The sequence below is a fragment of the Hydrogenophaga sp. Root209 genome (assembly GCF_001428625.1).
In the GTDB taxonomy this organism is placed as follows: domain Bacteria; phylum Pseudomonadota; class Gammaproteobacteria; order Burkholderiales; family Burkholderiaceae_C; genus Hydrogenophaga.
The window spans coordinates 461,766-486,921 of the sequence record NZ_LMIE01000029.1; the positions used below are offsets into that span (position 1 = coordinate 461,766).

Annotated in this window: 25 protein-coding genes; 6 read left to right on the forward strand and 19 right to left on the reverse strand. The window is 65.3% G+C overall.

What is annotated here, in order from left to right:
- Positions 1-111 precede the first annotated feature (111 nt).
- Both prsT and xdp1 read left to right on the forward strand, forming a co-directional pair.
- Positions 112-2,943, forward strand: coding sequence for an XrtA/PEP-CTERM system TPR-repeat protein PrsT (gene prsT / locus ASE11_RS15695; protein WP_056273448.1), 2,832 nt, complete (start codon positions 112-114; stop codon positions 2,941-2,943).
- 141 nt (positions 2,944-3,084) lie between these two features.
- On the forward strand, positions 3,085-3,855 hold the full coding sequence (gene xdp1, locus ASE11_RS15700) for an exosortase-dependent surface protein XDP1 (protein ID WP_056273452.1): 771 nt from the start codon (positions 3,085-3,087) through the stop codon (positions 3,853-3,855).
- Between the two features lie 81 nt (positions 3,856-3,936).
- On the opposite strand, the gene ASE11_RS15705 is transcribed toward xdp1, so the two are convergent.
- From ASE11_RS15705 to ASE11_RS15720, 4 genes are read right to left on the reverse strand one after another with little or no spacing between them, the layout of a single operon-like run.
- Positions 3,937-5,337 (reverse strand): sensor histidine kinase, encoded by a 1,401-nt coding sequence (locus tag ASE11_RS15705; RefSeq protein WP_056273456.1) that lies wholly within the window; start codon positions 5,335-5,337, stop codon positions 3,937-3,939.
- Positions 5,334-6,032 carry a response regulator transcription factor gene (locus ASE11_RS15710; protein WP_056273459.1) on the reverse strand — a complete coding sequence of 233 codons (699 nt, stop codon included), beginning with the start codon at positions 6,030-6,032 and terminating at the stop codon, positions 5,334-5,336. The genes ASE11_RS15705 and ASE11_RS15710 overlap by 4 nt, the downstream gene beginning before the upstream one ends.
- 9 nt (positions 6,033-6,041) lie before the next feature.
- The gene (locus ASE11_RS15715) at positions 6,042-6,335 is read right to left on the reverse strand and encodes a hypothetical protein (protein ID WP_056273463.1); all 294 of its coding nucleotides are present in this window, start codon (positions 6,333-6,335) and stop codon (positions 6,042-6,044) included.
- Between the two features lie 14 nt (positions 6,336-6,349).
- Positions 6,350-6,820 (reverse strand): Spy/CpxP family protein refolding chaperone, encoded by a 471-nt coding sequence (locus tag ASE11_RS15720; protein ID WP_056273467.1) that lies wholly within the window; start codon positions 6,818-6,820, stop codon positions 6,350-6,352.
- 161 nt (positions 6,821-6,981) lie between these two features.
- Between ASE11_RS15720 and ASE11_RS15725 the strand changes: the two genes are divergently transcribed.
- Positions 6,982-7,416, forward strand: a complete 435-nt coding sequence (locus ASE11_RS15725) for a lysozyme inhibitor LprI family protein (RefSeq protein ID WP_056273472.1) — start codon at positions 6,982-6,984, stop codon at positions 7,414-7,416.
- Positions 7,417-7,469: 53 nt separating this feature from the next.
- Here ASE11_RS15725 and ASE11_RS15730 read toward each other — a convergent pair whose 3' ends face one another.
- The 8 genes from ASE11_RS15730 to ASE11_RS15765 form a co-directional block, all read right to left on the reverse strand.
- A complete protein-coding gene (locus tag ASE11_RS15730) occupies positions 7,470-8,468 on the reverse strand; it encodes an aldo/keto reductase (protein ID WP_056273475.1) in 999 nt (332 codons plus the stop codon).
- Between the two features lie 5 nt (positions 8,469-8,473).
- Positions 8,474-9,436 (reverse strand): Gfo/Idh/MocA family oxidoreductase, encoded by a 963-nt coding sequence (locus ASE11_RS15735; protein ID WP_056273478.1) that lies wholly within the window; start codon positions 9,434-9,436, stop codon positions 8,474-8,476.
- Position 9,437: 1 nt separating this feature from the next.
- Positions 9,438-10,304, reverse strand: coding sequence for a class III extradiol dioxygenase subunit beta (locus ASE11_RS15740; RefSeq protein WP_056273481.1), 867 nt, complete (start codon positions 10,302-10,304; stop codon positions 9,438-9,440).
- A 2-nt stretch (positions 10,305-10,306) separates the two neighbouring features.
- On the reverse strand, positions 10,307-10,747 hold the full coding sequence (ligA, locus tag ASE11_RS15745) for a protocatechuate 4,5-dioxygenase subunit alpha (protein WP_056273485.1): 441 nt from the start codon (positions 10,745-10,747) through the stop codon (positions 10,307-10,309).
- 1 nt (position 10,748) lies between these two features.
- On the reverse strand, positions 10,749-11,663 hold the full coding sequence (locus ASE11_RS15750; RefSeq protein ID WP_056273490.1) for an amidohydrolase family protein: 915 nt from the start codon (positions 11,661-11,663) through the stop codon (positions 10,749-10,751).
- 99 nt (positions 11,664-11,762) lie between these two features.
- The gene (gene ligK / locus ASE11_RS15755; protein ID WP_056273494.1) at positions 11,763-12,446 is read right to left on the reverse strand and encodes a 4-carboxy-4-hydroxy-2-oxoadipate aldolase/oxaloacetate decarboxylase; all 684 of its coding nucleotides are present in this window, start codon (positions 12,444-12,446) and stop codon (positions 11,763-11,765) included.
- A 1-nt stretch (position 12,447) separates the two neighbouring features.
- The gene (locus tag ASE11_RS15760) at positions 12,448-13,482 is read right to left on the reverse strand and encodes an amidohydrolase family protein (protein ID WP_056273497.1); all 1,035 of its coding nucleotides are present in this window, start codon (positions 13,480-13,482) and stop codon (positions 12,448-12,450) included.
- Positions 13,483-13,519: 37 nt separating this feature from the next.
- Positions 13,520-14,236 carry a substrate-binding domain-containing protein gene (locus tag ASE11_RS15765; RefSeq protein WP_235501318.1) on the reverse strand — a complete coding sequence of 239 codons (717 nt, stop codon included), beginning with the start codon at positions 14,234-14,236 and terminating at the stop codon, positions 13,520-13,522.
- 135 nt (positions 14,237-14,371) lie between these two features.
- Here ASE11_RS15765 and ASE11_RS15770 point away from each other — a divergent pair, with 135 nt between their 5' ends.
- Positions 14,372-15,274: a LysR substrate-binding domain-containing protein gene (locus ASE11_RS15770; RefSeq protein ID WP_056273503.1), complete on the forward strand. Its 903-nt coding sequence runs from the start codon at positions 14,372-14,374 to the stop codon at positions 15,272-15,274.
- A 7-nt stretch (positions 15,275-15,281) separates the two neighbouring features.
- Here the strand turns inward: ASE11_RS15770 and ASE11_RS15775 are convergent, their stop codons facing one another.
- The 6 genes from ASE11_RS15775 to ASE11_RS15800 form a co-directional block, all read right to left on the reverse strand.
- Positions 15,282-16,184, reverse strand: a complete 903-nt coding sequence (locus ASE11_RS15775; protein WP_056273506.1) for a DUF1932 domain-containing protein — start codon at positions 16,182-16,184, stop codon at positions 15,282-15,284.
- A gap of 120 nt (positions 16,185-16,304) precedes the next feature.
- On the reverse strand, positions 16,305-17,291 hold the full coding sequence (locus ASE11_RS15780) for a Bug family tripartite tricarboxylate transporter substrate binding protein (RefSeq protein ID WP_056273512.1): 987 nt from the start codon (positions 17,289-17,291) through the stop codon (positions 16,305-16,307).
- Between the two features lie 7 nt (positions 17,292-17,298).
- On the reverse strand, positions 17,299-18,618 hold the full coding sequence (locus ASE11_RS15785) for a TRAP transporter large permease (RefSeq protein ID WP_056273515.1): 1,320 nt from the start codon (positions 18,616-18,618) through the stop codon (positions 17,299-17,301).
- Complete coding sequence (locus tag ASE11_RS15790; protein ID WP_056274270.1) at positions 18,615-19,091, reverse strand: TRAP transporter small permease; 477 nt, start codon at positions 19,089-19,091, stop codon at positions 18,615-18,617. The genes ASE11_RS15785 and ASE11_RS15790 overlap by 4 nt, the downstream gene beginning before the upstream one ends.
- A gap of 115 nt (positions 19,092-19,206) precedes the next feature.
- Positions 19,207-20,244 carry a TRAP transporter substrate-binding protein gene (locus ASE11_RS15795; RefSeq protein WP_056273519.1) on the reverse strand — a complete coding sequence of 346 codons (1,038 nt, stop codon included), beginning with the start codon at positions 20,242-20,244 and terminating at the stop codon, positions 19,207-19,209.
- A gap of 284 nt (positions 20,245-20,528) precedes the next feature.
- Complete coding sequence (locus ASE11_RS15800; protein WP_056273523.1) at positions 20,529-21,293, reverse strand: GntR family transcriptional regulator; 765 nt, start codon at positions 21,291-21,293, stop codon at positions 20,529-20,531.
- 235 nt (positions 21,294-21,528) lie between these two features.
- On the opposite strand from ASE11_RS15800, the gene ASE11_RS15805 reads away from it, so the two are divergent.
- Together ASE11_RS15805 and ASE11_RS15810 are read left to right on the forward strand one after the other, a co-directional pair.
- Complete coding sequence (locus ASE11_RS15805) at positions 21,529-22,665, forward strand: 5-methyltetrahydropteroyltriglutamate--homocysteine S-methyltransferase (RefSeq protein ID WP_056273526.1); 1,137 nt, start codon at positions 21,529-21,531, stop codon at positions 22,663-22,665.
- On the forward strand, positions 22,662-23,252 hold the full coding sequence (locus ASE11_RS15810; RefSeq protein ID WP_056273530.1) for a 2-hydroxychromene-2-carboxylate isomerase: 591 nt from the start codon (positions 22,662-22,664) through the stop codon (positions 23,250-23,252). The genes ASE11_RS15805 and ASE11_RS15810 overlap by 4 nt, the downstream gene beginning before the upstream one ends.
- A 3-nt stretch (positions 23,253-23,255) precedes the next feature.
- Here the strand turns inward: ASE11_RS15810 and ASE11_RS15815 are convergent, their stop codons facing one another.
- Entirely contained in the window at positions 23,256-25,091 is a 1,836-nt protein-coding gene (locus ASE11_RS15815) for an AMP-binding protein (protein ID WP_056273537.1), read from the reverse strand.
- Between the last annotated feature and the right edge of the window lie 65 nt (positions 25,092-25,156).

The following is a 25,156-nucleotide window of genomic DNA, read 5'->3' on the forward strand; positions in this document are numbered from 1 at the left end:
ACGGCCAACGCCTGCCGACAACAATGGATGCCAGCCAGTATCGTCATCCAAATCCCACTGGAGGCATCCGACGAGAGCCACTGATTGATGACTTTCAGTCAAAATACCTACATGAAACAACAGACTCCGCGCTCATTCGCCCACTCCCGCGGCCTCCATTCGCTGGTGCTCGCGGCTGTGCTGTGTGCCACCAGCGGCCTGGCATTTGCCCAGGGCAACACCGCGGCGTCACGCTTTTACGAAGACGCGCTGCAACGTTTCGAGAAAAAGGACTACTCCGGCTCCATCATCCAGCTCAAGAACGCGCTGAAAGACACCCCGAACAACCTGCCGGTGCAACTGCTGTTGGGCAAGGCCCTGTTGGAAAACGGCGATGTGGTGGCGGCCGAAGTTGCGTTCAATGAGGCTCTGAGGCTGGGCGTCAACCGGGCCGAGGTGGTGGAGCGACTGGGCCGGTCGATGGTTGCCCAGGGCAAGCAGCTGGACATGCTCGCCCACCCCGCCTTGCAACCGGCTGGCCTGCCCAACGGACTTCAACTCCAGATGCACGTGCTGCGCGCAGGCGCTCAGGCTGACTTGGGACAAATCGCGCCCGCCCTGAAATCCATCGACGACGCACGAAGACTCGACAGCCGGTCGCCCGACGTGTGGCTGGCCGAAGTGCCCATCCGCATCCGCAGCAAGAAGTTCACCGAAGCCCTGCAGGCCGTGGATCACGCACTGAGCATTGCGCCCAACATGGCCGAGGCCCACTACCAGAAAGGTTCGATCCTGCACGTGCAGGGCGACCTGACCGGTGCGACCGCCTCCTACACCCGGGCGCTGCAACTGGATGCCAACCATGTCGAAGCGCTGATTGCACAGATCGGCCTCCAACTGGATGCCAACCGGTTGGAAGAAGCGGCGCGGGATGCGATCGCCTTGCAGCGCGTGGCGCCCAAGGATCCCCGTGGCTCCTACTTCAAGGCCTTGCTGGCCGAACGACAGGGTCGGGTGCCGGAGGCACAGGCGGCGTTGCGAGAGGTGACTTCTCTGCTCGATCCGGTGCCCATGTCCTTCATGCGGTACCGCTCACAGTTGCTCATGCTCAATGGCCTGTCGCACCACGGACTCAACGAACCCGAAAAGGCCCGGCAGTACCTTGAGGCGTACCTGCGCACCCAGCCCAACAGCCCCGTCACCCGGCTGCTGGCACGCATTTACCTGAGCACGGGCAGCGTGACCGAAGCGGCCAATCTGCTGGAGAACTACCTGAAGAACCAGCCCGGCGACGGTCTGGCCAGCAACCTGCTCGGCTCGGTGTACATCGCGCAGGGCAAACACGCACGGGCGGCCACCCTCATGCAGCAAACCCTCAGGTCGCAGGACTTGCCCGAGTACCGGACCACCCTCGGCATGGGCCTGCTGGGCTCGGGTCAAACCGCCGGCGCTCTGGCCGAACTGGAGGCCGCCTACAAGAAGGACCCCAAACAGCTGGCCGCGGCCATCGTGTTGTCGCAGCTCTACCTGCGTGAGGGCCAGCAGGCCAGGGGACTGGCGTTGATCCAGACCCTGGTGAAACAGCAACCCGCCAACGCCGGCTTGTACGACCTGCTCGGCCAGGCTCAGGCCCAGAATGGCGACGCGATGGCCGCGCGAGCATCTTTCGAAAAAGCCGCCCAGCTGTCGCCCGACTTGATCCAGGCACAGCTCCACCTGGCACGGCTCGATCTGGATGCCCGCGCACTCGATGCAGCAGAACAGCGACTCACCAACCTGCTCAAGATCCACCCGCGCAACACCGATGGCCTGGCCACCATGGCCCGCGTGGCCGATCTGCGCGGCAAAGCCGCTGAAGCGCAGACCTGGCTGGAGAAGGCCAGGGACAACTCGGGCTCACGCGAGCTTCGCTGGAACCTCGCACTGGTGGACCTCCACCTGCGCGCCGGCCGGCCGGAGCAGGCGCTGGCCGAAGCGAAGATCGCGCAAGGAAAATCGTCCGACAACATCACGAGCCTGCTGTTCTACAGCCGCGCACAGCTGGCCATGGGTGACGCACAAGGCGCGCGAGGCACCCTCAGCAGAGCCACCCGGCTTGCCGACTTTGACGCCGATCTGCAAGTAGAGATCGCGACCCAGCAACTCGCGGCTCAGAACCTGGATGGCGCGTACTACAGCCTGGACAAGGCACTCACAGGTCAACCCGAATCGCTGCCCGCCCAAGTGCTTATGGCGCGGGTGGAGTTCCAGCGAGGCGAAGTGGCCAAGGCCGAACAGCGCGCGCGCAACATCGTGCAGAAGTACCCACGCCGTGCCGTGGGCCACACGTTGACGGGGGATCTCGCCATCGCCCAAACCCGCCCAGGACCCGCGCTGGAGGCGTTTCGCAAGGCACATGCCGTGGAGCCTTCGAGCAGCACCACCCTGCGGCTCATGCAGGCGCTGGAAACACAGGGCAACGACAAGGGCGCGCAAGAAGCCGCAGCCCAGAGACTTCGTCAGGCGCCCAGGGACACGGTCGTTCTGAATGCCTTGGCCGACCTGCATGCAAGGGCTGGCCGGTATGGCGACGCCGGGAAAAACTACCAGGCGCTGCTGTTGCAGCAGCCACAGGACGTGTCCGCACTCAACAACCTGGCCAACATCCAGCTGAAGCTGGGTGACAAAACCGCCTTGCAAACCGCCGAAAAGGCCCATGGTCTGGCGCCCGCCAACGCCCTGGTGATCGACACGCTGGGATGGGCGCATCACCATTTCGGCCAGCAGGATCGGGCGCTGAGCCTTCTGCGCGACGCGCGCCTGAGGGAACCCGCCAACCCGGAGATCCGCTACCACCTGGCCAAGGTGCTGGCGCAGACCGGTCGCCAAGGCGAGGCCCAGGAAGAATTGCGCGAGGCGATGAAAACCGGGCGGCCGTTCGAAGGCTCCAGGGAAGCGGAGCAGTTGCTGAAGACCCTGAACTGACGTCGGATTTTTTTACAGTTTCGCGTGCAAACACCTTGCAAGACGATGTAACTGTTTGATTGTCCTTGTACTTGATTGTCTGGCCCGATTAATGCTTGAACGTAGCCAAAGTACTCCTTGAGTTTGACAAAGGTCTTTGACATGAAACAACAAATTGCCTCCTCTGCCCTGTTCCGTGCGTTGGCTGCAGCTTGCCTGCTGACCGCGGCAGCGTCTGCGCACGCCGCGACGAACTGGACGGCCTCGTACGGTGGGTGCGGTGACAGCGGCAACGTCGTTGCTGCGTCCGGCAGTTTCGGCACCTGCGGCGGCAGTGGGGTGGACGTGCGCGGCAGCTCGGTGATCGGCGGCAGCGTCACGGACGCCACCGTGAAGGCATGGAGCGGTGGCCTGGGCGTTCAAAACCAAAACGAATCCAACACGAATGGCCCACATGCCCTGGACAACTACGGCGGTCTGGACGCACTGATCTTCAAGTTCACGGAGTCAGTGTCCCTGACCGGCCTCACACTGGGATGGAACGGCTCTGACAACAGCACCAGTCACTACAACGATTCCGACGTGTCCATCTATGCGTGGACTGGCGCTTCCGCCACGCCAACGAGTTATGCATCGTCTGTTGCCGGCTGGGTTTTGATCGGTGACTACTTCAACGTCGGCACGAAAACCGGAAACACCCAAGCTGTTGCCACTCCCGTTTTTTCGAGCTACTGGCTGGTGAGCGCGTACGGATCCAGCACCGGCAGCAGCACCGATGCATTCAAAGTCCTGTCGCTCGCCGGCACCTACTGCGGCGCCCTGTGCGCCCCTCCCGGTGGCGACGTGCCCGAGCCCGGCTCGCTCGCGCTCATGGCCATGGGTGCTTTCGGTTTGATGGCTGCTCGCCGCCGTCAGAAGAACCAGGCGATCTGAATTCCACTGGCCTTGAGCCGGTACACATGAAAGGGAGCCCGAGTGGCTCCCTTCTTTTTGTCTGTCGTTCGGGCGCTGCGATCACACCTGCGGCAACGTCACCGTGACAGACAGCCCCGGCCTAGCATTGCGCACCGCAAATGTGCCGCCGTGTGCCTGCGCCACCAAGCGGCACAGATAGAGACCCAAGCCCACACCGCCAGCGTTGCGGGTGCGGGCGGTATCGGGTCGGAAAAAAGCTTGCGCCAGATGCGGCAACTGATCGTCCGGCACGCCGGGGCCATGGTCGCGCACTTCCAGTTCGATGCCCTGCCCTGTTTCGCCGATGCGGCGAATGTGCAACTCCGGCGGCAGCGGGGCGCCAGCGCTGTGGCGCAGTGCGTTGTCGAGCAGGTTGCGCAGCAGCAACCGGATGCGGATGCGGTCCAGCGGCATGGTGGGCAGGTGCTGCGCGGCTTGCAGATGGATGTTGATGGCCAACGGCTGGGCGCTGGCGAGTTCGTCAATCACCTCGCGAGCGAGCTCCGCCAGGTCGGTGGACTCTCGGTGCAAGGCTTGGTGACGACCCGCCAGGCGCTCGCTTTCCAGCAAATCACTGATGAGCTGGGCCATTTCCGCCAGATCGCGCAGCAGGGCATCGCGCTGCGGCGTGACGTCTGCTGTGTCGGGCAACAGTTCGGTGTTGAGCCGGGCGCGTGTGAGCGGACTTCGCAATTCGTGGCTGATGGCCAGCAACAACGCGCGCTGGGCCTCCAGCATCTGGTGGATGTCATGACCCATGGTGTTGATCGTCGCGGCGAGTTCACCCAGTTCATCAGGCCCTTTGGGGTGGCGCACCGGGATCGGCTGTCCAAACTCACCGGCGCCAAAACGCAGTGCGCCCTGGCGGATGTCGTCCAGCGGGCGCAGCAGGCGGCGCACATACAAAAACGCCAACAGCGTGAGCAGCAGCAACACGGTGAGCGTGAAGCCGAACAGTCGCGGACGGCGCTCGAACGCCGCTTCGTTCAAGCCGAATCCCAGGCGGTGGCCGTCGGCAGTGGTTCGTTGCAACAGCTGTTGCCAGTCCTTGTCGTCGCCCCAGTCTTCGGGGTCCCGGCCCTTGGCCCCGGGTGGTCCATTCCGCTGCCAGTCCATCCGGGCCTGTTCCGGATGGGAACGCCAGTTCACCAGTGGGCCGGAGATGTCGATGGTGATCGGCAGGCGCTGAGTGATCGCCTGGGCGCGCTCGGTGTTGGGTGCACTGCCAGCGGGGGCGATGTCAGCGGCCAGGCGGTCCACGTAGTCCATGAGCAATGGTCGCGCCGCATCGCGCCAGCCCACCGAAAATGCTTTCTGCGCCCCACCGATGAAGGCGAACGCGACGCCCAGCGCCAGCAGCAGGAACACCATCATCAAGCGCAGCTTGAGGGAACAACGCAGAGCGCTGAGCGCGCGGCGAAACCAAGGCGGTCGCTGTGCGGAGACTGCGGGGACTTTCATGGCGCCAGCTTGCGCAGCGCCAGCGAGTAACCAGCGTTGCGCAGGGTCTTGATGCAGTCCAGCGGTTCGAGCTTCTTGCGCAGGCGGCTCACCACGATGTCCACCGCGCGGGTGTAGAGGTCGGCTTCGTGGCCACGCAACTGGTTCAGGATGTCGTCGCGGGTGAACACGCGCCCGCTCTCGCGTGCCAGCAGGTGCAGCAGTTCGAACTCGGTGCCGGTGAGCTCCACCACCTCGCCCTGGCGCGTCACGCTGCGGCGTGCCGGGTCGATGGTGAGGCCCTCGAAGGCCAGCACGTCCGGCGCCGGAACGCCGTTGGCCGGCCCGTTGTGACCGTTTCGACGCCGCAGCATGGTCTGGATGTGCGCCACCAGTTCGCGCGGCTCGAAGGGTTTGGGCAGGTAGGCGTCGGCGCCGAGTTCGAGGCCAACCACGCGGTCCATCACGTCGCCGCGCGCGGTGAGCATCACGATGGGAATGTCGCTTTCCTTGCGGATGGTGCGACAGAGTTCGAAGCCGTCCATCTCGGGCAGCATCACGTCGAGGATGGCCGCGTCGAACACGCCGCTGCGCAAACGCGCCAGCCCTTCGCTGGGCTTGAGCGCATGGGTGAGCTCAAGCTCGAACCGCTGGAAGTAAGTGGCCAGCGGTGGGCCGAGCTGTTCGTCGTCGTCAATCAACAATACGCGGTGCATGCGGCATTGTCACATTGCGCTCAGCGCGCGGTGGCGCACGATGAGGCGGCGCAGCCGTTGCTGCGCACCGTTGTCCAAGCCATCGAAGCGGTCGGCCACTGAGAGGATGGCTGGCAGCGTGAGCACCGCTTCGTGGGGCTGGCGGCGCGACAGGCTGGCCCACAGGCTGAGCGCATGCTCGCGGTCGAAACGCGGACCCCAGACCAGGGCCAGCAGCTCGTCGTGCGGGTCATCCACGCCGGCCAGCAGCGCCGGACCATGGTCGCGCAGCCGCTGGGCGATCGTTTGCAACACGGGCGACATGGCGCTCACCCGCTTCAACCGCGCGAGAACCAGCCCTTGCGCTTCTGCATGCGCTCGCGCACCTCGGCCTGCTGCGCGGGGTTGAGGCTGTCGTAGAAGTCGGCCATGGCGTTGATCACCTCAGGGCTGCTCACCTGCACCACGCGGGTTTTCTCGTCGAGCAGGCTCAAGGCGCGTGCGCGGTCGAACTTGTCACCGGCCACGAGCGCGCGCACCTCGGCGCGCGGGTCGGTGGTCTGGCCAATGAAAGCGGTGCGCTGGGCCTGCAGCTTGTCGGCCAGCACGCCGAGTTTCTGCTGCTGTTCGGCGTTGAGATCGAGCTTCTTCGTCACGCGCTCGATGACCTTGCCGCGCATTTCGATCATGTGCTCGGCGCTCATGGGGCCGTGTTCGTGGTGACCGCGCGTGCCGCAGGCGGTGAGGCCGCCGACGGCGATGGTGACGCCGGACAGGGCAATGAGGGAGCGTTTGATCCAGGGTTTCATGACAGTGTCCTTTGGGAGGATGGGTTGAACATGACCGTGATGGTGCCGGCAGGCCCCTCCCCCGTCGTCTCGCGGCGGTTTCGGTTTGTTTCGTTTCATTTCATACGGGGCCACTGCACAATTCGACCAACACGCCACCTCTGGCGCCGCGGAGCCCCTGCATGCATGCCACCTTGCTGAAAAGTTTGTTCATCCTGGGCCTGACGAGCCACTGCCTGCCGTCGTTGGCCACGGCCACTGGCACGAAACCCGGGGCTGTCGAGTGCTCACAGTTGCCCGGCACGCAGTCGGGGCTCAACGCCTGCGCCCACCAGGACTTCGAGAAAGCCACCGCCGCCTACAGCGCGACCTACAAGACGCTCTCGCAAAGCGTCGGCAACCGGCAGCGACAGTTGCTGCGCCAAGTGCAGACCGAGTGGATTCAGTACCGCGCGAAAGCCTGTGAGTTCGAGAAGAGCGGCATCGAGGGCGGCAGCGCCGCACCCATGATCAACTGGCAGTGCCAGGCACGCATGACGCGCGAGCGCACCGCCGAATTGCAGCGCCACCTGGATTGCAAGGAAGGTGACCTGAGCTGCGTGCGCCAGCCCAGATAGTGCAGGGCCGCGGCACCGGGCCGCCCCAAGCGCGCAGCGGCGCAGCGTTGGCGCTAATAGGCCTCCGTGTCGACCTCGCGGTTGGCCTGCTCGCTGTATCGATTGCCGCGCACGGTCTGCTGGTTGATCAGCGCGTCCAGTCGGGCCAGCGTGCCTGCGTCCAGCTTCACGTCTGAAGCCCCCAGGTTCTCGCGCAGATGGTCCTCGCGCGAGGTGCCGGGAATCGGCAGGATGTCCTGCCCCTGGTGCAGCAGCCAGGCCAGGGCCAACTGAGCCGGCGTGCAGCCCACCTCGTTCGCGATGGCGCGGTAAGGCGGCAGCAGTTTGAGGTTGGCCGCGAAATGCTCGGGCGTGAAGCGCGGCATGGCGCGACGGATGTCCTTGGCGTCGAAAGCGTTCACGTCCAGGTCATCACCGCACAGAAAACCGCGCGCCACCGGGCTGAAGGCCACGAAGGCGATGCCGAACTCGCGGCAGGTGGCCAGCACCGCGATCTCGGGGTTGCGCGTCCACAGCGAGTACTCGGTCTGCACGGCGGTGATCGGGTGCACGGCCTGCGCCTTGCGGATGGTGGCGGCGGACACCTCGGACAGTCCCAGCGCGCGCACCTTGCCCGCGCGCACCAGGTCGCTCATCGCGCCCACGCTGTCTTCCACCGGCACCTGCTTGTCCCAGCGGTGCAGGTAGTAGAGGTCGATCACGTCGGTTTTGAGGCGGCGCAGGCTGTCTTCGCAGTTCCTGCGGATGGCCTCAGGCCGGCCGTCGATCACGCGCTTCACGCCGTCGTCGAACTGCACGCCGGCCATGCCGCCCTTGCTGGCCAGCGTGAATTTGCCGCGGTGCTTCGAGAGCACGTTGCCCACATGCGTTTCGCTGGCGCCGAAACCGTACAGCGCCGCGGTGTCGAAGTGCGTCACGCCCTGGTCGAGCGCGGTGAGCAGCACGCGCTCGGCCTGCTCCTTCGACACTGGCGCGCCGTAGGCGTGGCAGATGTTCATGCAGCCCAGGCCAATGGCACTGACCTGGAAGGGGCCGAGTTGTCGTTGCTGCATGGCGCTCAGCCGTTCGCGTTCAATTGCTGCTCCAGCTTGTGCAGCACCTCGTAGCAGGCGAACACCCTGGCCACGCTGGAGTTGGGCTCGCGGCCTTCCTGAATGGAGGCGAAGAACTCGCGGTCCTGCAGCTCGATACCGTTCATGCTCACCGCCACCTTCGACACATCGATCTTCTCTTCCTTGCCGTTGAACAGGTCGTCGTAGCGCGCGAGGTAGGTTGCGGTGTCACCGATGTAGCGGAAGAAGGTGCCCAGCGGGCCATCGTTGTTGAACGAGAGCGAGAGCGTGCAGATCGCGCCGTTGGCCGCCTTGAGCTGGATGCTCATGTCCATGGCGATGCCCAGCGTGGGGTGGATCGGGCCCTGCACCGCATTGGCCTGCACGATCGGGCTGCCGCATTGGTAGGCAAACAGATCGACTGTGTGCGCTGCGTGGTGCCACAGCAGGTGGTCGGTCCAGCTGCGCGCCTGGCCCAGCGCGTTGGTGTTGGTGCGGCGGAAGAAGTAGGTCTGCACATCCATCTGCTGGATGTTGAACCTGCCGGCCGTGATCTCGTTGTGCACGTACTGGTGGCTGGGATTGAAGCGGCGCGTGTGGCCGCACATGGCCACCAGGCCGGTCTGCTTCTGCAGCGCGATCACATCCTGCGCGCCCTTGAGGCTGTCGGCCAGGGGAATCTCCACCTGCACGTGTTTGCCGGCCCGCAGGCAAGCCAGGGTCTGCTCGGCGTGCATCTGCGTGGGTGTGCAGAGGATGACGGCGTCCAGCTCCTTGAGCGCGAGCGATTCGGACAGCTCGGTGGTGACGTGGCCGATGCCGTATTTGGCCGCCACTTCCTTCGTCTTGTCGAGATCGCGGCTGATGAGCGAGACCACTTCCACGCCGTCGATGTTCTTGATGCCGTCCAGGTGCTTGATGCCGAAGGCACCGGCACCGGCGAGGGCGACTTTGATGGTTTTGCTCATGTCAGGTGTTCTCCAGGATCAGGTGGCCCACGGCCGTGTTCGACGCGGGCACATGGTAGAAGCGGCGCACCGCTTTCGGCCTGGCACCGCCAGCCGCATCGGCCATGGCGCCGCGCGCGATCAACCACATCACGAGTTCGATGCCCTCGCTGCCGGCCTCGCGCACGTAGTCGATGTGCGAGATGTCGGCGGCGGCATCGGGGTCGTTGATCAGCTTGTCGAGAAAGGCGTTGTCGAAGTCCTTGTTGATCAGACCGGCGCGTGGACCTTGCAACTGGTGGCTCATGCCGCCCGTGCCCCAGATCTGCACATTGAGATCTTCGTCGTAGCTCGCCACCGCCTTGGCAATCGCCTTGCCGAGGTTGTAGCAGCGCCGGCCGCTGGGCACCGGGTACTGCACCACGTTGACCGCGAAAGGGATCACCGGGCAGGGCCAGGCTCCCTTGACCGGGTCCTGCTGGCCACACATCAAGGACAGCGGCACGGTCAGCCCGTGGTCCACGTCCATCTTGTTGACGATGGTGAGGTCGAAGTCCTGCTGGATCACCGACTGCGCGATGTGCGCAGACAACTCCGGGTGGCCGATGACTTTGGGCACCGGGCGGGGGCCCCAACCTTCGTCGGCTGGCTGGTACTCGGCGGCGGTGCCGATCGCAAAGGTGGGAATCATGTCCAGGCTGAACGCGGTGGCGTGGTCGTTGTAGACCAGAAAGATCACGTCGGGTTTGTTGTCCTTGAGCCATTGCTGGCCGAACTCGTAGCCCTGGAAGACCGGTTGCCAGTAAGGCTCGTGGGTCTTTCCGAGGTCGAGCGCGGCACCGATGGCGGGGACGTGCGAGGTGTAGACGGATGCGGTGATGCGTGCCATGGTCAGTTCACTTTCTTGCCTGCGGAGCCTTGCGGCTGGTGGTTCGCCTGGGCGCTGCCGTCTTCGCCGACCACGCGGTTGCCTTCAACCGAGCGGCCACCGGAGACCATCATGTTGCGGTATTCGTCTTCGGTCATGCCGGTCATGGAGCCCGCCATCTGCTGGAAGCTCTTGCCGTCGGTGGCGCCGATCTTGGCGAGAAAGTAGATGTTGCCGCCGAGCCGGATGCACCAGTTGAGGTCGCGCGCGAGCACGGCCTGCTTCTGCTCTTCCGTCATGGCCCATTCGTCGAGGTAGGCGCGCTCGTCTTTCTTGAAACGCTCGCGGTTCCCGGCCTTCATGAGGCTCATACAGAACTGGTTGAGCCAGTAGCCCTTGCGGCTTTGTTCGGCGTCGAAGATGGTCGTGCCGGGCACGTCCAGGTAGGGTTTGTCGAGTGCCATTTCAGTTCTCCTCAGGCCAGTACAGGCGCATCGGGTTTTCAACAAGCAACTTCTTCTGCGCATCGGCGCTGGGCGCGATCTGCGGAATGAAGTCCACCAGCAGGCCGTCGTCGGGCATGTGGTCCTTCAGGTTGGGGTGTGGCCAGTCGGTGCCCCAGAGCACGCGATCGGGGAACTCGTCCACCACGCGGCGCGCGAACGGCACCACGTCCTGGTAGGCGGCCTGCTCGCCGTCCAGGGCCTTGGGACCGGTGACCGACAGACGCTCAGGGCAGCTTACCTTGCTCCACACGTTGGGGTGCTGGCGCATGAATTTCAGGAACAGCTCGAACTCGGGGCCGTCCACCGGCTTGCTCACATCGGGGCGCCCCATGTGGTCCACCACCACGGTGGTGGGCAGCGCGGTGAAGAAGTCCCACAGCTCGGGCAGATCCACCGCCTCGAAGTAGATGACCACATGCCAACCCAGCTTCTGGATGCGCGCGGCGATCTCCATCAGCTCGTCCTTGGGCGTGAAGTCCACCAGACGCTTGACGAAGTTGAAGCGCACGCCGCGCACGCCGGCGGCGTGCAGAGCTTGCAACTCGTCGTCGGTGACGCTGCGCTTGACGGTGGCCACGCCTCGCGCCTTGCCGTCGCTGTTCACCAGCGCATCGACCAGCGCGCGGTTGTCGGCGCCGTGGCAGGTGGCCTGCACCACCACGTTGCGCGCGAAGCCCAGGTGGTCGCGCAACGCGAACAGCTGCGCCTTGCTCGCGTCACACGGCGTGTACTTGCGCTCCGGGGCGTAGGGAAATTCGGCGCCGGGGCCGAACACGTGGCAGTGCGCGTCCACGCTGCCGGCGGGCAGCTTGAAGCGTGGCTTGCTCGGGCCGTCGTACCAGTCGAGCCAGCCAGGGGTCTTTTCGAATGTCATTCGGTGGTGCTCCGGTTACTCCGTTCACCCTGAGTCTGTCGAAGGGTTCACCAAGGTGTTGGTGACGGCTTCGACAGGCTCAGCCCGAACGGGGGATTTTCAGTCGACGTATTTCAGGCCTGCGGCCGCCAGCGGCTCGCGCATCTTGTACATGTCCAACCCCAGCACGCCGCTGGCCAGCTTGGCGCGCTTCTCACCCTCGAAGCTCTCGCGCTTGCGCGCGGCTTCCAGCGTGGTGGCGGCGCGCGCCGCGGGCACGCAGACCACACCATCGTCGTCGGCCACGATCACGTCGCCAGGCGTCACCAGCATGCCCGCGCAAACGATGGGGATGTTCACCGAACCCAGCGTGGCCTTGATCGTGCCCTTGCTGCTGATGGCCTTGCTCCAGACCGGAAAGCCCATCCTCTGCAGCTCCTTCACGTCGCGCACGCCACCATCGATGATGAGCGCACGAGCACCGCGCGCCTGGAACGAAGTGGCCAGCAGATCGCCGAAGAAGCCGTCGGTGCACTCCGCGGTGACCGTGGCCACCACGATGTCGCCCGGCTGGATTTGTTCGGCGGCCACATGCATCATCCAGTTGTCGCCGGGCTGCAGCAGCACGGTCACGGCCGTGCCGCTCACCTGCTGGCCCGGGTAGATGGGACGCATGTAGGGCTTGAGCAGGCCCACGCGGCCCATGGCCTCGTGGACGGTGGCCGAGCCCAGCGCGGCCAGGCCATCGGCGGCTGCGCGGTCGGCGCGGGTGATGTTGCGGTAAACGACGCCCAGTTCGTACATGTCAGATCCCCTTCGCTTTCAAGCGTGTATCCAGCCGTGAAAAAACCCGGCGCACATTGCCTTCGTAGATCTGGTGCTTGTCGTCCGCACTCAGGATCTTCGACGCTTCGATGTAGCGCTTGGTGTCGTCGTAATAGTTGCCCGTGGTCGGGTCGATGCCACGCACCGCGCCGATCATCTCGCTGGCGAACAGCACGTTCTTCACCGGGATCACGGTGTTGAGCAGGTCGATGCCGGGCTGGTGGTAGACGCAGGTGTCGAAGAACACGTTGTTCATCACGTGCGTGTCCAGCAGCGGCTTCTTCATCTCCTGCGCCAGGCCGCGGAAGCGACCCCAGTGGTAGGGCACCGCGCCGCCGCCGTGCGGGATCAGGAACTTCAGCGTCGGGAAATCCTTGAACAGGTCACCTTGAATGAGCTGCATGAAAGCCGTGGTGTCGGCGTTGAGGTAGTGCGCGCCGGTGGTGTGGAAGCAGGCGTTGCAGCTGGTGCTCACGTGGATCATGGCCGGCAGGTCGTGCTCCACCATCTTCTCGTAGATGGGGTACCAGTGCTTGTCGGTCAGCGGCGGGCTGGTCCAGTGGCCGCCCGAAGGATCGGGGTTGAGGTTGATGCCGACCGCGCCGTAAGTCTTGACGCACTTCTCCAGCTCGGGGATGCAGGTGGCCGGATCAACACCCGGGCTCTGCGGCAGCATGGCCACGGGCACGAAGTGATCGGGGAACAGCTCGCTCACGCGAAAGCACAGCTCGTTGCAGATCGCGGCCCAGGTGCTGGAGACGTTGAAGTCGCCGATGTGGTGGGCCATGAAGCTCGCGCGCGGCGAGAACAGCGTGATGTCGCTGCCGCGTTCCTTCATCAGCTTGAGCTGGTTGGTCTCGATGGACTCGCGCAGCTCGTCGTCGCTGATTTTCAGATCCGCCACTTTGGGCATGCTAGAGGGATCCTGGATGCCGGCGATCTGCTGGTTGCGCCAGTTTTCCAGCGCCTTGGGCGCCGTGGTGTAGTGGCCGTGGCAATCGATGATGAGGCTCATGTTGTCTCCTGGGGTTCTTGTTCTGGTCTGAAAGGGCTCACGCAGGCTCCATGCCCTGGCGTCGCATGGCCTCGGCGGCCTGCGGCGCGGTCATGTGGTCGAGCATCGCGCGCACCGCTTCGGCCTGGGCCGATTGCACCGGGATGCCGGCGGAAAAGGTGGTGACGATCTGGATGGCCGGGGGCAAGGGGCCGGCAATGGTGATGCCGCTCACGCCCAGCAGTTCGCTGAGCTGCTGGAAGCCCAGCTCCACCTTGCCGCTGGCCACGAGCGAGGCCACCGGCACGCCGGGCGGCGCTTGCACGATGCGCCCCTGCACCTGCTCGGCAATGCCCCAGCGTTCAAAGAGTTTGATCAGCGCCACGCCGCTGGGCCCGGTGGAATGGCTGATGCTGCGCGCGGCCAGCACGGCACTGCGCACCGCGTCTTCCGAGGCCAGGTCGGGCACGGGGCTGCCTTCGCGCACGGCCGCGGCCACACCCGAGCGCACCAGATCCACCCGGCTGCCAGGCCGCAGGTGCCCGCTGGCGATCAGTTTGTCGATGGCGTCGGACGCCAGGATCACGACATCAAAGGCTTCACCGGCTTGCACCCGTTTGGCGGCGTCCACGCCTCCCACCGATTCGATCGCCACCGACACGCCGCTGGCGGCCTCGAAGGCGACCACCAGCTCGGCCAGCACCTGGCGCGTCGCCATGGACGAGATGCCCTTGAGGCGGGTGTTGACGGCGGTAGCGGCAGAGGTGTTCGGCATGGGCTTGGGTAGGAGTCGGTGGATTGTGAACCTTGCCTCTCCGCGAGAAAAGTCACATGACCGGCTAGCAGCTAGAACGAAATTACATAACTATGATCAACACCTGTCTGCACCTTTCGTTCCACCTCCGGCACCATGGACCTCAAGCAACTCGAATACTTTGTGCGTGTGGCCGAACTGGGCAGCTTCACCCGGGCCTCGATGGCGCTGAACGTGGCGCAGCCCGCGCTATCGCGCCAGGTGCGCCTGCTCGAGGTGGAGCTGCGGCAGAACCTGCTGGTGCGCAACGGCCGGGGTGCCACGCCCACGGAGGCGGGCAAGCTGCTGCTGGCGCATGGGCGCGGCATCCTGCACCAGGTGCAGCGCGCGCGCGAAGAGCTGGGCCGGGTGCGCGGCGCGCTCGCCGGTCGTGTGGCCATCGGCCTGCCACCAAGCCTCGCCCGGGTGCTCACCGTGCCGCTCACGCGCGCATTCCGCGCGCAGTTGCCCGAGGCCAGCCTGTCCATCAGCGAAGCGCTGTCGGTCACCATGCTGGAGTGGTTGACCACCGGGCGGCTGGACATCGCGGTGCTCTACAACGCACAGCCCGCCTCCGAGATCGACATCCACCCGCTGCGCGACGAAGAGTTGCTGCTGGTGGAGTCGCGCCCGCCGGGGCTGAGCGAAGACCCGCCCACGGCCATCAGCCTGCGCGAGGTGGCCAACATGCCGCTGGTGATCCCCAGTCGGCCCAATGCGATTCGCATGCAGGTGGAAACCGAGATGGCGAACCTGGGCTGCCGGCCCACCGTGGCACTGGAGATCGATGGGGTATCGGCCATTCTTGATCTCGTGGCCGATGGCGCGGGCGCCGCCCTGCTCTCGCGCAACGCGGTGGCCAGCTCGATCCGCCCCTCGGCCTACCGCATCCGCACCGTCAGCCCACCGCTGAAAACCCGGCTGTGCCTGGCCACCAGTTCGCAACGACCGGCCACGCTCACGCAGCAAAAGACGCTGGAGCTGATCCGCCAGACGCTGGACGCGCTGAACGCACGGTGAAACGCCGTCAGGTGTTCGGCTTGTCGAGCACGTGCATGCGGTCTGCGTAGGCCCGCCAGTCCGGCTTGTCGGGCAGGTCGACAAAGGCCCCGGCCCGGGCCTTGCCCGCCATCCAGTCGTGCTTGTCGGCAATGGCGCTGGCCATCACCGGCTCAAACCCCGCCTCGCGCACCGTCTGAGCTGCCTCGCGCATCTCTTGCGCGCGGCGCTGGCCGTGCTGCGCCACGCGGCTGAAGAAGTAGCTGCCCTGCTGCTGCCAGTCGATGCCGGGAAAAGTCTCCTGCAGCATGGCGATCATGGCATCTTCCACACCGTAGTGGCGCGCGGTGGCGTAGCTTTCCAGCACCAGCGCCTCCAGGCCCTTGATCATCACGCTGCGGCACATCTTGGTGGCCGAGGCCACGCCGATGCGCTCGCTGGCCACCTTCACGTCCATGCCCCAGGCCAGCAGCTGTTCGGCCAGCTCGCTCGCATGTGCGCCGCCCAACAGCATGGGCACGCGCAGGCCGTGTGGCGGCACCGAGGTCATCACGCCGGCTTCCACGTAACGGCCACCCGCCGCGTCCACCAGTTCGGCGGCCTGCTGCTTGGTGCCGGGCGAGGCAGAGTTCAGATCGAGAAAGAAGGCCTCGGGCTGGATGTCGGCCGCCGCCTCGAAGGCCACCGCCAAGGTGCTAGAAGCGGTGACCGCGGAGATCACCAGCGTGGCCTGGGCGCACAGTTCGGCAGTACTCGCGCACACATGAACGCCTTGTGCGGCTGCAACCGAATGCAGCTCGCCGCGCTGCCGAGGGTCGTCGAACTTCAAGTCCCAAACACCGACCCAACCAACCCCGGCGTTTTTCAAGCCGGCCGCAAAGATGCGACCCACCTCGCCGTAGCCCACGATGCCGACGCGTTGAGTGGTCATTCCGCTGCTCCAGATCGGCTACGCGAGAAGCAGCCCCTCAAGCGGTGCCGCGGAACCGGCTCTGCCGGGCCGCAGGCGCCGCCCCCCTTGAGGGGGTCGCGCGCAGCGCGGCGGGGGTGTTCATTGTTTCGGGATACCCGCGCGGTCGATCACCGCACCCCAGCGACGGATGTCGGAAGCCAGCAGCGCGGCGGCCTGCTCGGGGGTGGACGAGCGCGCGTCGATGTTGAGACCGCGCAGCTTTTCGCGCACGGCCGGATCGGCCAGGGCCGTGGCGATCTCGCGCTGCAGGCGGTCCACCACCGGGCGCGGTGTCTTCGACGGCACGGCCAAAGCGTTCCATGACGAGGCAACGAACTCCTTCACGCCCGACTCCACCGCGGTCGGCACCTCGGGCAACACGATGGAACGCTTCTCGCCGGTCACGGCCAGGGCACGCACCGCGCCACTCTTGATCTGCGTCAGCATGGGGGCCAGGATTTCAACGGCCACGTCGACCTGCTTGCCGCGGACCGCGCCGATCAGCGCCGGCGAGCCGTTGAAGGGCACGACCTGCACGTCGACGTCGGCGGTGCTCTTGAACAGCTCGGCCGCCAGGTTCTGCGTGCTGCCGATGTTGATGCTGCCGACGTTGAGCTTTCCGGGGTTGGCCTTGGCATGGGCAACCAGCTCACCCAGGGTCTTGAAGGGTGAGTCCGAGGGCACCACCACAACAATGTCGAAATAGCCGAGCGTGGAGACCGGCGTGAAGTCCTTGACCGTGTCGAACGGCAGGCTCTTGAACAGGCCGGCGGTGACCGCCGTGCCGTTGGACATGAGGAACATGGTGTGGCCGTCGGGCTCGGAGCGCGCCACCGTATCGGCCGCCACCACGCCACCGGCGCCAGGCCGGTTCTCGATCACCACCGACTGCGCGAGCAGCTCGGAGAGCTTCTGCGCCACGATGCGCGCGGTCAGGTCACCCACGCCACCGGCGGCAAACGGTACGACGATGCGCAGCGTCTTCGAGGGGAAGGCGGCTTGTGCGTGAGCAGGCCCGGCTGCCAACGCGGCCAGGGAGAGTGCAGCGCCGAGCAGCGTGCGGCGATTCAAATGTCGACTGTTCATGATTTGTTTACCCTACAAATTGGACCAACCAAAGGGAAATCCCCGGAAAGCTCAGCAACAGGAGCGTGCGGAACACGTCGCTGATCAGGAAGGGCATCACGCCCTTGTAGCTCTCGCCGATCGGCACGTCCTTGGCCATGCCGTTGACGACGTACACGTTCAGGCCCACAGGCGGCGCCAGCAAACCGAAGCCCACGGTCATGAGCACCATGATGCCAAACCAGATCGCCACCGATTCCTGCGGCATGCCGAAGTCCAACCCGATAACCACCGGGAAGAAGATCGGAATGGTCAGCAGGATCATGGAGAGCTCGTCCATCACGGCGCCCAGCACCACATAAAACAGCATGATCCCGGCCACCACCATCACCGGTGAGACGTCCAGGCCCTGGACGACCTCGGCCAGTTGGGCCGGCACCTGGGTGAGCGCCAGCGAGGTGTTCATCATGTCCGCACCAATGAAGATCAGGAAGATCATGGCACTGGCTGCGGCGGTGGAATAAAAGCACTGCCGGATCTTGGCCAGCGTGAGTTCGCGCTTGAGCAGGGCAGCTACAAAAGTCGCAGCCGCGCCCACGCCTGCACCTTCGGTGGGCGTGAACAAGCCACCGTAGATGCCGCCGAACACGATCAGGAACACGGTGGCGATCGGTGCCACGCCGATGAACGCTTCCATCGTGAGCTTGGCGTGGTCGTCATCATGCTCGGGTGCGTGGCCGGGCACGACCCGAACATAGACGGCGATGGCGATCATGTAGCCAATCATCGCGATGATGCCCGGCACCATGGCCGCAGCAAAGAGCTTGGCGATGTTCTGCTCGGTCAGGATGGCGTAGATCACCAGCGGCACCGAGGGCGGAATCAGGATGCCCAGGGTGCCGCCAGCAGCCAGCGTGCCAGTGGACAAGCGGCCCGAGTAACCGTGGCGTTTCATCTCGGGCAGTGCCACCGAGGTGATGGTGGCCGCCGTGGCCACAGAAGAGCCGCAGATGGCGCCGAAGCCCGCGCTGGCCAGCACGGCTGCCATGGCCAGCCCGCCTTTGAACCGGGCCGTGACCACGCTGGCGAACTGGAACAGTGCTCTGGAGATGCCGCCCTGCGTGGCGAAGTTGCCCATCAGGATGAACAGCGGAATCACCGACAGGTCGTAACTGGCGAAGCGCGCGAAGGTCGCGCCGTTGAGGTTGTTGAAGAACGGCGGCCAGCCGACCTGAAAGATGTACCCGAAACAGCCCGCGCAAAACATCGCGATCGCGATCGGCACGCGAACCGCCATCAAGACCAGCATGGTGGCGAAGATCATCCCCGCCAGTGACAAAGAACTCATGCGCCCTGCTCCGAAAAATTGCCAAAGATGGTTTGCGTCCAGGCAATCACCCCGGTGAGGATCAGAGGGGGCACCATGAGCGCATAAACGATCCACTCCGGGAAGGCCAGCATCATGGTGGTGGTCTGGGCACTGTAGGCGCTCAAACCACCCACGGCGGTGCGCCAGGCCAACAGCAGCATGACACCGCCCAGCAGGAAGCTGCCGAAGCGGTCCAGTTGTGCGTTCGTGCTGTCAGACAGCCTGGAGGTGAAGAAATCCACAATGATGTTTTCGCGCTTGAGCTGGCACCAGGGCAGAAACATCGCCACAGCGGCACCAGCGGTCACGGCGGTGAGCTCGTAGTCGCCCACCAAAGTTACCCCGATGGAGTTGCGTCCGATGAGGCTCACGCAGGTGATGAGGGTGATCACGGTCAGCAGAATGCCGGCCAGGATTGCGCTGGCACGGGCCAGCAAGGACAGTAGCTTCAATTCTTCATCCTCAAAAAAATGACCGGCTTCCATTCGCCAGCAATGGCGAACAGCAAGCCAGTCGCTGAACCCGACGCTGCATGGCGCTCGGGCCGGCCAGGATTATCGCCGGTCGTTACTTCTGGTACTTGGCGATCAAGGCCCGTGCCTCGGAGACCAGCTTCGCACCGTCGATGTTCTTGCCCTTCATCTCGTTGATCCAATCGGTCTCCACCGTGGCGGCGGTCCGGCGCCAGCGCTGCGTCTCGGCGGCATCCAGCGCCACGATGTTGTTGCCGGCCTTCTCGGCGATGGCGCGGCCGGCCTTGTCGCCTTCGTCCATGGCGCGACCGAACATGGCGGCCGTTTCGATACCCGAGTTCTTGTCGATCACTGCCTTGAGGTCCGCCGGCAGCTTCTCGTACGACGCCCTGTTCATCGAGAAGGCGAAGGTTTGGGTGTACAGACCCTGCTTGCCGGCGAAGGTGGTGTGGTTCTTCACCAGTTCGCTCACCTTGAGCGCGGGCGTGACTTCCCACGGAATCGTGGTGCCGTCGATGGTGCCCTTGGACAGCGCGTCGGTCACCGCCGGCACCGGCATGCCCACCGGCGTGGCGCCGAGCTTGGTCAGCATGTTGTTGATCACGCGCGAGCCTCCGCGCACCTTCATACCGCGAAGGCTTTCCAGCCCGGTCACCGGCGTCTTGGTGTGGAACAGGCCCGGGCCGTGGGTGTGCACCGCGATCAGCTTGACCTCCCTGAACTCGTCGGCGGCGTATTTTTCGACGTACTCCTGAAACGCGCGCGACGATTCTTCGGCCGAGCCGCTCATGAACGGCAACTCGAACACCTCGGACTTGTTGAAGCGACCGGGGGTGTAGCCCAGCACAGTCCAGGTCAGGTCCACCACGCCGTCGCGGGCCTGGTCAAACAGCTGCGGTGGCGCACCGCCCAGCGACATCGCATGGAACAGCTGCACCTTGATCTTGCCACCCGAGTCGGCCTCGACCTTCTGCGCCCAGGGGATCAGCGCCTTGGCGGGAATGGTGGCTTGCTGCGGCAGCATCTGGTGCAGGCGCAAGGTCACGGTCTGGGCCAGGGCCGAGCCGGCAAAGGTGGCGGCGGCGATCGCGCCCAGGGCCAGCAGGGTGTTGCGGCGTTTGAGAAAGGTCATGGTTTGTCTCCAGCTAAGAGGATGGTTGAGCCCGGGTGACGGGTTGAACACTGGGTGGACGGTGCCCGGCCCCGGATCGCTTCTGTATTCAAACACCCGGACTGTGCATGGACCAGAGTGTTAACGCCAGTGTGTGAAGAGACTTTCAGTTATGCCGTTATTTTATGAAACGACCTCCTCTCGCCAGGCGGTGTCGAGCGCGATCCGCCCCACCACGCGCGACACACGGGCGCAGATGCGCTTGTTTTCCTGCTTTTCGTGGGGTCGGTGGAGAGTGAAAGATTTCAGCGGCGCCGGATCAGCTTGATCGCGGGCATGGAGGCCGGCGTGTGGCCGAGGACATGGCCGGCCAGCACCTCGCGCAGATTGCGCTGGGCCAGGCGGGAGTGTTCGCGCATGATGGCTTCGGCGCGCGCGCCTTCGCGGCGCTCGATGGCGTCGAGCACCTGGCGGTGCTGGTCCTGCGCCACCACCAGCATGTCGCGCGCCTGTGGCGAATGCGCCTGCACCACCACGATGCCCGAGGGCGAGGCAAACGGCAGGCTGGCCACGCGCTCGAGCTGGCGGGCAATGGTGGGGCTGTCGGCCAGCTCGTACACGAGGGTGTGGAATTGGCTGTTGAGCGCCACGTAGTCGGCAAAGCCTTCGTCGTTGAGCGCGGAGGCGGCGAGCACGGCATCGATGCGGTCCAGGCATTGTTTGGCCTCGGCCAGCACCACGCCCGGCGCGCCGCGCTCGGCAGCCAGCCGGGCGAGCAGGCCCTCCAGCGTGCCGCGCAGCTCGATGGCGTCCGCGATGTCGCGCTCGGAAAACGTCTGCACCACGTAGCCGCCGTGGGGCAGCGCCTGCAGCAAGCCCTCTTGTTCCAGGCGCATCAAGGCAGCGCGGATCGGCGTGCGCGAAACACCGAGGCGCTCCACGATGGCGAGTTCGGCGATGCGCGAACCTCCCGGCAACTCGCCAGAGAGGATGAGTTCGCGCAGCTGCAGCAACGCGCGGACCTGGGCGCTTTCGGGGGCGGGGTCGATGGCTTGCGATGAAGTGAACATGCAGATGACGAGATCTGGAATGCGAAGGGGTGGGCGGATGTCAGGGGTGAGCCCATGCCCGGTGCAGCGAAAAATGGGATTCTTCGGCATTCATGGATACGCAATGTATACAGGAACGTCGATTTTGCGAAGCAACTTCTCGTTTTCAGAACATTTTTCCCGATTCATGTATTCAATGGAGATGACAATATTCGCTGTAAAGTCACCGATCCACCCCCAAAAAAGAGGACGACACATGACATCGCGCAGCCACCCGCCCTTCCGCGCCGACCACGTCGGCAGCTTCTTGCGCCCGGCCTACCTGCTCGAAGCGCGCGACCAGTTCTTCAACCAGAAGAGCATCACCGCCGAGCAACTGCGCAAGGTGGAAGACCGAGCCATCACCGAGATCGTGAAGTTCCAGGCCGACGTGGGCCTCTCCTCGATCACCGACGGCGAATTCCGCCGCACCTACTTCCACATCGACTTCCTGGAGCAACTCGGCGGCGTGAAGACCGACATCCCGGTCACCGTCGTCAAGCCCGACGGCACCGAAGAGCTGGCGCCACCGGTGATACGCGTGATCGACAAGGTGCGCCACGTCAAGAACATTCAACTCGCCGACTTCCAGTACCTCAAGGCGCAGGTGGAAGCGCTGGGCCAACCCGGGCTCACGCCCAAGGTGACCATTCCCTCGCCGACCATGCTGCACTTTCGCGGCGGGCGCGCCGGCATCAGCAAAGAGGCTTACCCCGAGCTGGACCCGGTGTTCTACGACGACGTGGCCAAGGCCTATGGCGAAGAGCTGCAGAGCCTGGCCGACGCCGGCTGCACCTATGTGCAGATGGACGACACCAACATGGCGTACCTGTGCGACGAGCGCATGCGCGAAGCCGCCCGCAGCCGTGGCGACGACCCGAACGAACTGCCGCACCGCTACGCGCAGTTCATCAACAAGGTGGTAGCGCACAAGCCCGCCGGCATGACCTTGGCCATGCACCTGTGCCGCGGCAACTTCAAGAGCACGCACGCGGCGGCCGGCAACTACGAGCCAGTGGCCGAGGCGCTGCTCAGCGAAATGAAGCTCGACGCCTTCTTCCTCGAGTACGACGACGAGCGCTCGGGCGACTTCCGCCCGCTGCGCTTTCTCTCCAAGGACAAGATCGTGGTGCTGGGCCTGGTGACCACCAAGTTCGGCCAGCTCGAAACCAAGGACGCGCTCAAGCGCCGCATCGAAGAGGCCGCGAAATACGCGCCGCTGGACCAGATGTGCCTCTCGCCCCAATGCGGTTTCTCCAGCACGGTGCACGGCAACAACATCGCCATGGAAGACCAGCGCAAGAAGCTGGCGCTGGTGGTGGAAACGGCGAATGAGGTCTGGGGTTCTGCTTGAAGGCACCCCTGAAGTTCCACTTCGACTTCATTTCGCCCTTCGGCTACTTCGCTTCGCTGCGCGTCGAAAACCTTGCCGCGCGGCACGGGCGCGCGGTGGAGTGGCATCCCATGCTGCTGGGCGTGTCGGTGTTGAAGGTGATGGGCCTCAAGCCCTTGATGGAGACACCACTCAAGGGCCCGTACACCGAGCGCGATGTGCTGCGCTACGCGCGTGAGCACAGCGTCCCGTTGCAGCGCCACCCGAACGACAAGGTGATGAACCCACTGGCCAGCGGGCGCGCCCTGGCCTGGGTGAACCGACACCAGCCGCAACAGGCGGCCGAGGTGGCGCACGCCATCTATGGCGCCTACTGGGGCCAGGGGCTGGACCTGTCCACGCCCGGCTCGCTGATCCCCGTCGTGGGCGAAGAGCTTGCCCAAGCTGCCGCCAGCGACGAGGCCGCCGCGCTGCTGCGCGCCGAGGTCGACGCCGCGTTGCAGGCCGGCGTGTTCGGTTCGCCCACCGTGGTGGTGGACGGCGAGCCGTTCTGGGGCATCGACAAGTTCGAGCAGATCGACCGCTGGCTCACGCGCGGCGGCTGGTGAGCGTCAGGCGAAGCAGATGTCGACCGGCACCGCGATGGCGGCCAGTGCCGCGCACAGCTGCTGCGACAGCTCTTCATCGGGCGCTCCACCGATCGTGATCAGCGCGCGTTGGCGACCGCTCTCGTCGCTGGCCTCGACGCGCACCGCACGGCCCGGCGCCAGTGCCTGCGCCATCTCGGTCAGACGGATCTCGATGGCGCGCAACCGCAGCGTGGGCTTGAACACCTTGCCGATGGCGGTGAGCGGCAGCGATTCGACCAGCACCACCCGCTTCGGGCAAGCCGGCCGTTCATACACCTGCGGCGCCACCTCGCGCAACAGCGCGTCGGCATCCAGCACCACGCCGGCACGCAGCACCACGAAGGCCACCGGCACCTCGCCCGCGTAGGCATCGGGCTCGGCCACCACCGCGCACTGCGACACAGCGGGGTGCGCCATGAAAGCGTCTTCCACCAGGCCGGGGTCGATGTTGTGCGAGCCGCGGATGATCACGTCCTTGGCGCGGCCGGTGATGTGGATGCGGCCGGCTTCATCCAGATGGCCAAGGTCACCGGTGACGATCCAGCCCTGCTCGAACATGCCTGCATTGCGTTTCGCGTTCAGGTAGCCCGGGCTCACATGCGGCCCGCGCAGCACCAGCACACCGGTCTCACCCGCTGCACATCGTTCGTCCAGTTGCGCCTCGCCATCGCGCCAGGGCACGGCATGCACGTCGGTGAAGGGCAGGCGCAGACCGGCCGAGCCGGGCGTGCGTGGCCCCAGAAGCGGCTCGATGCTCACCAGCCCGGCGCACTCGGTCATGCCCAGGATGTTGCGCACGGAGATGCCGGTGGCGGCCTCGAAGCGCTGGGCCAGCTCGGCCGGCAGCGGCGATCCACCGGTGAAGGCCGCGCGCACGCTTGAGATGTTCGCGTTCAGCGGCACGCCCAGCAGGCTGGCCAGCACCGTGGGCACGCAGGCCAGCAGCGTCACGCGCTCGCGTTCGCAAAATTGCCAGTAGCGCTGCACGAAGTCGGTGTTGCGCATGCCGCCAAACGTGGGCAGCACCTGGCGCGCCCCGATGGCCAGCAGCGCCAGACCATACACAAAGGCGCCGGCCACGTGGAACAGCGGGAAGCCGTTGACCTCCACCGCCGTCTCGTCGATGTCATAGAACGCATGCGCGAACCAGGCCGTGTGCGCCTCGTTGCCGGCGGTGTGCTGCGCGAGCTTGGGTGCGCCGGTGGTGCCGCCGGTGTGGAACAGCGCCACCACTCGGTCGGGATGCAGGTCGGGCTCGAAGGTGAGCGCCTCTGGCTGTGCGGCCATCAGATCCTGCAACGAGGGTCTGTTGGGCACCGCTGCATCCACCTCGATGGGCACGAGCACCGTGGCGTGCAGTGCCTGCACGGCCAGTGCCGTGGGCCACACCGCCAGTTCCTCGCTCGGCCCCAGGGCCACCAGCACCTTGGCGTTCGAGGCCTGCAGCAACGCCGCGATGTGATCGGGCTGCAGCAGGAAGTTGATCGGACACACGCGGCCCGCCAGCTGCGCGCCCCAGAGCACGGCGTGAGCCTCGGGCGTGTTGGGTGCAAGCATGGCCACGGCATTGGCTTCATGCACGCCGAGCGCACGAAAGGCATTGGCCGCGCGGTGGATGTTGGCCAGCAGCTCGCGGTAGGTCACGCGCCGCGGCGGCGTGTCCAGCCCCGCGTCGGGCAGAAAAGTGAAAGCCTCGCGCTCGGGAAAACGCTCAGCGGTGGCGCGGATGAGCGCGTAAGGGCTTCGGTGTGGCGCCACCATCTCCAGCGGCGAGCGCTCCAGCGCCTCGACGTCGGCCAGTGTGGCAAACGCCTTCATGCCAGCGCCGCCCGGCCGCCCGAAGGCGCTGGTGCGCCCCCTCGGGGGGCCGCGATACGTGAAAC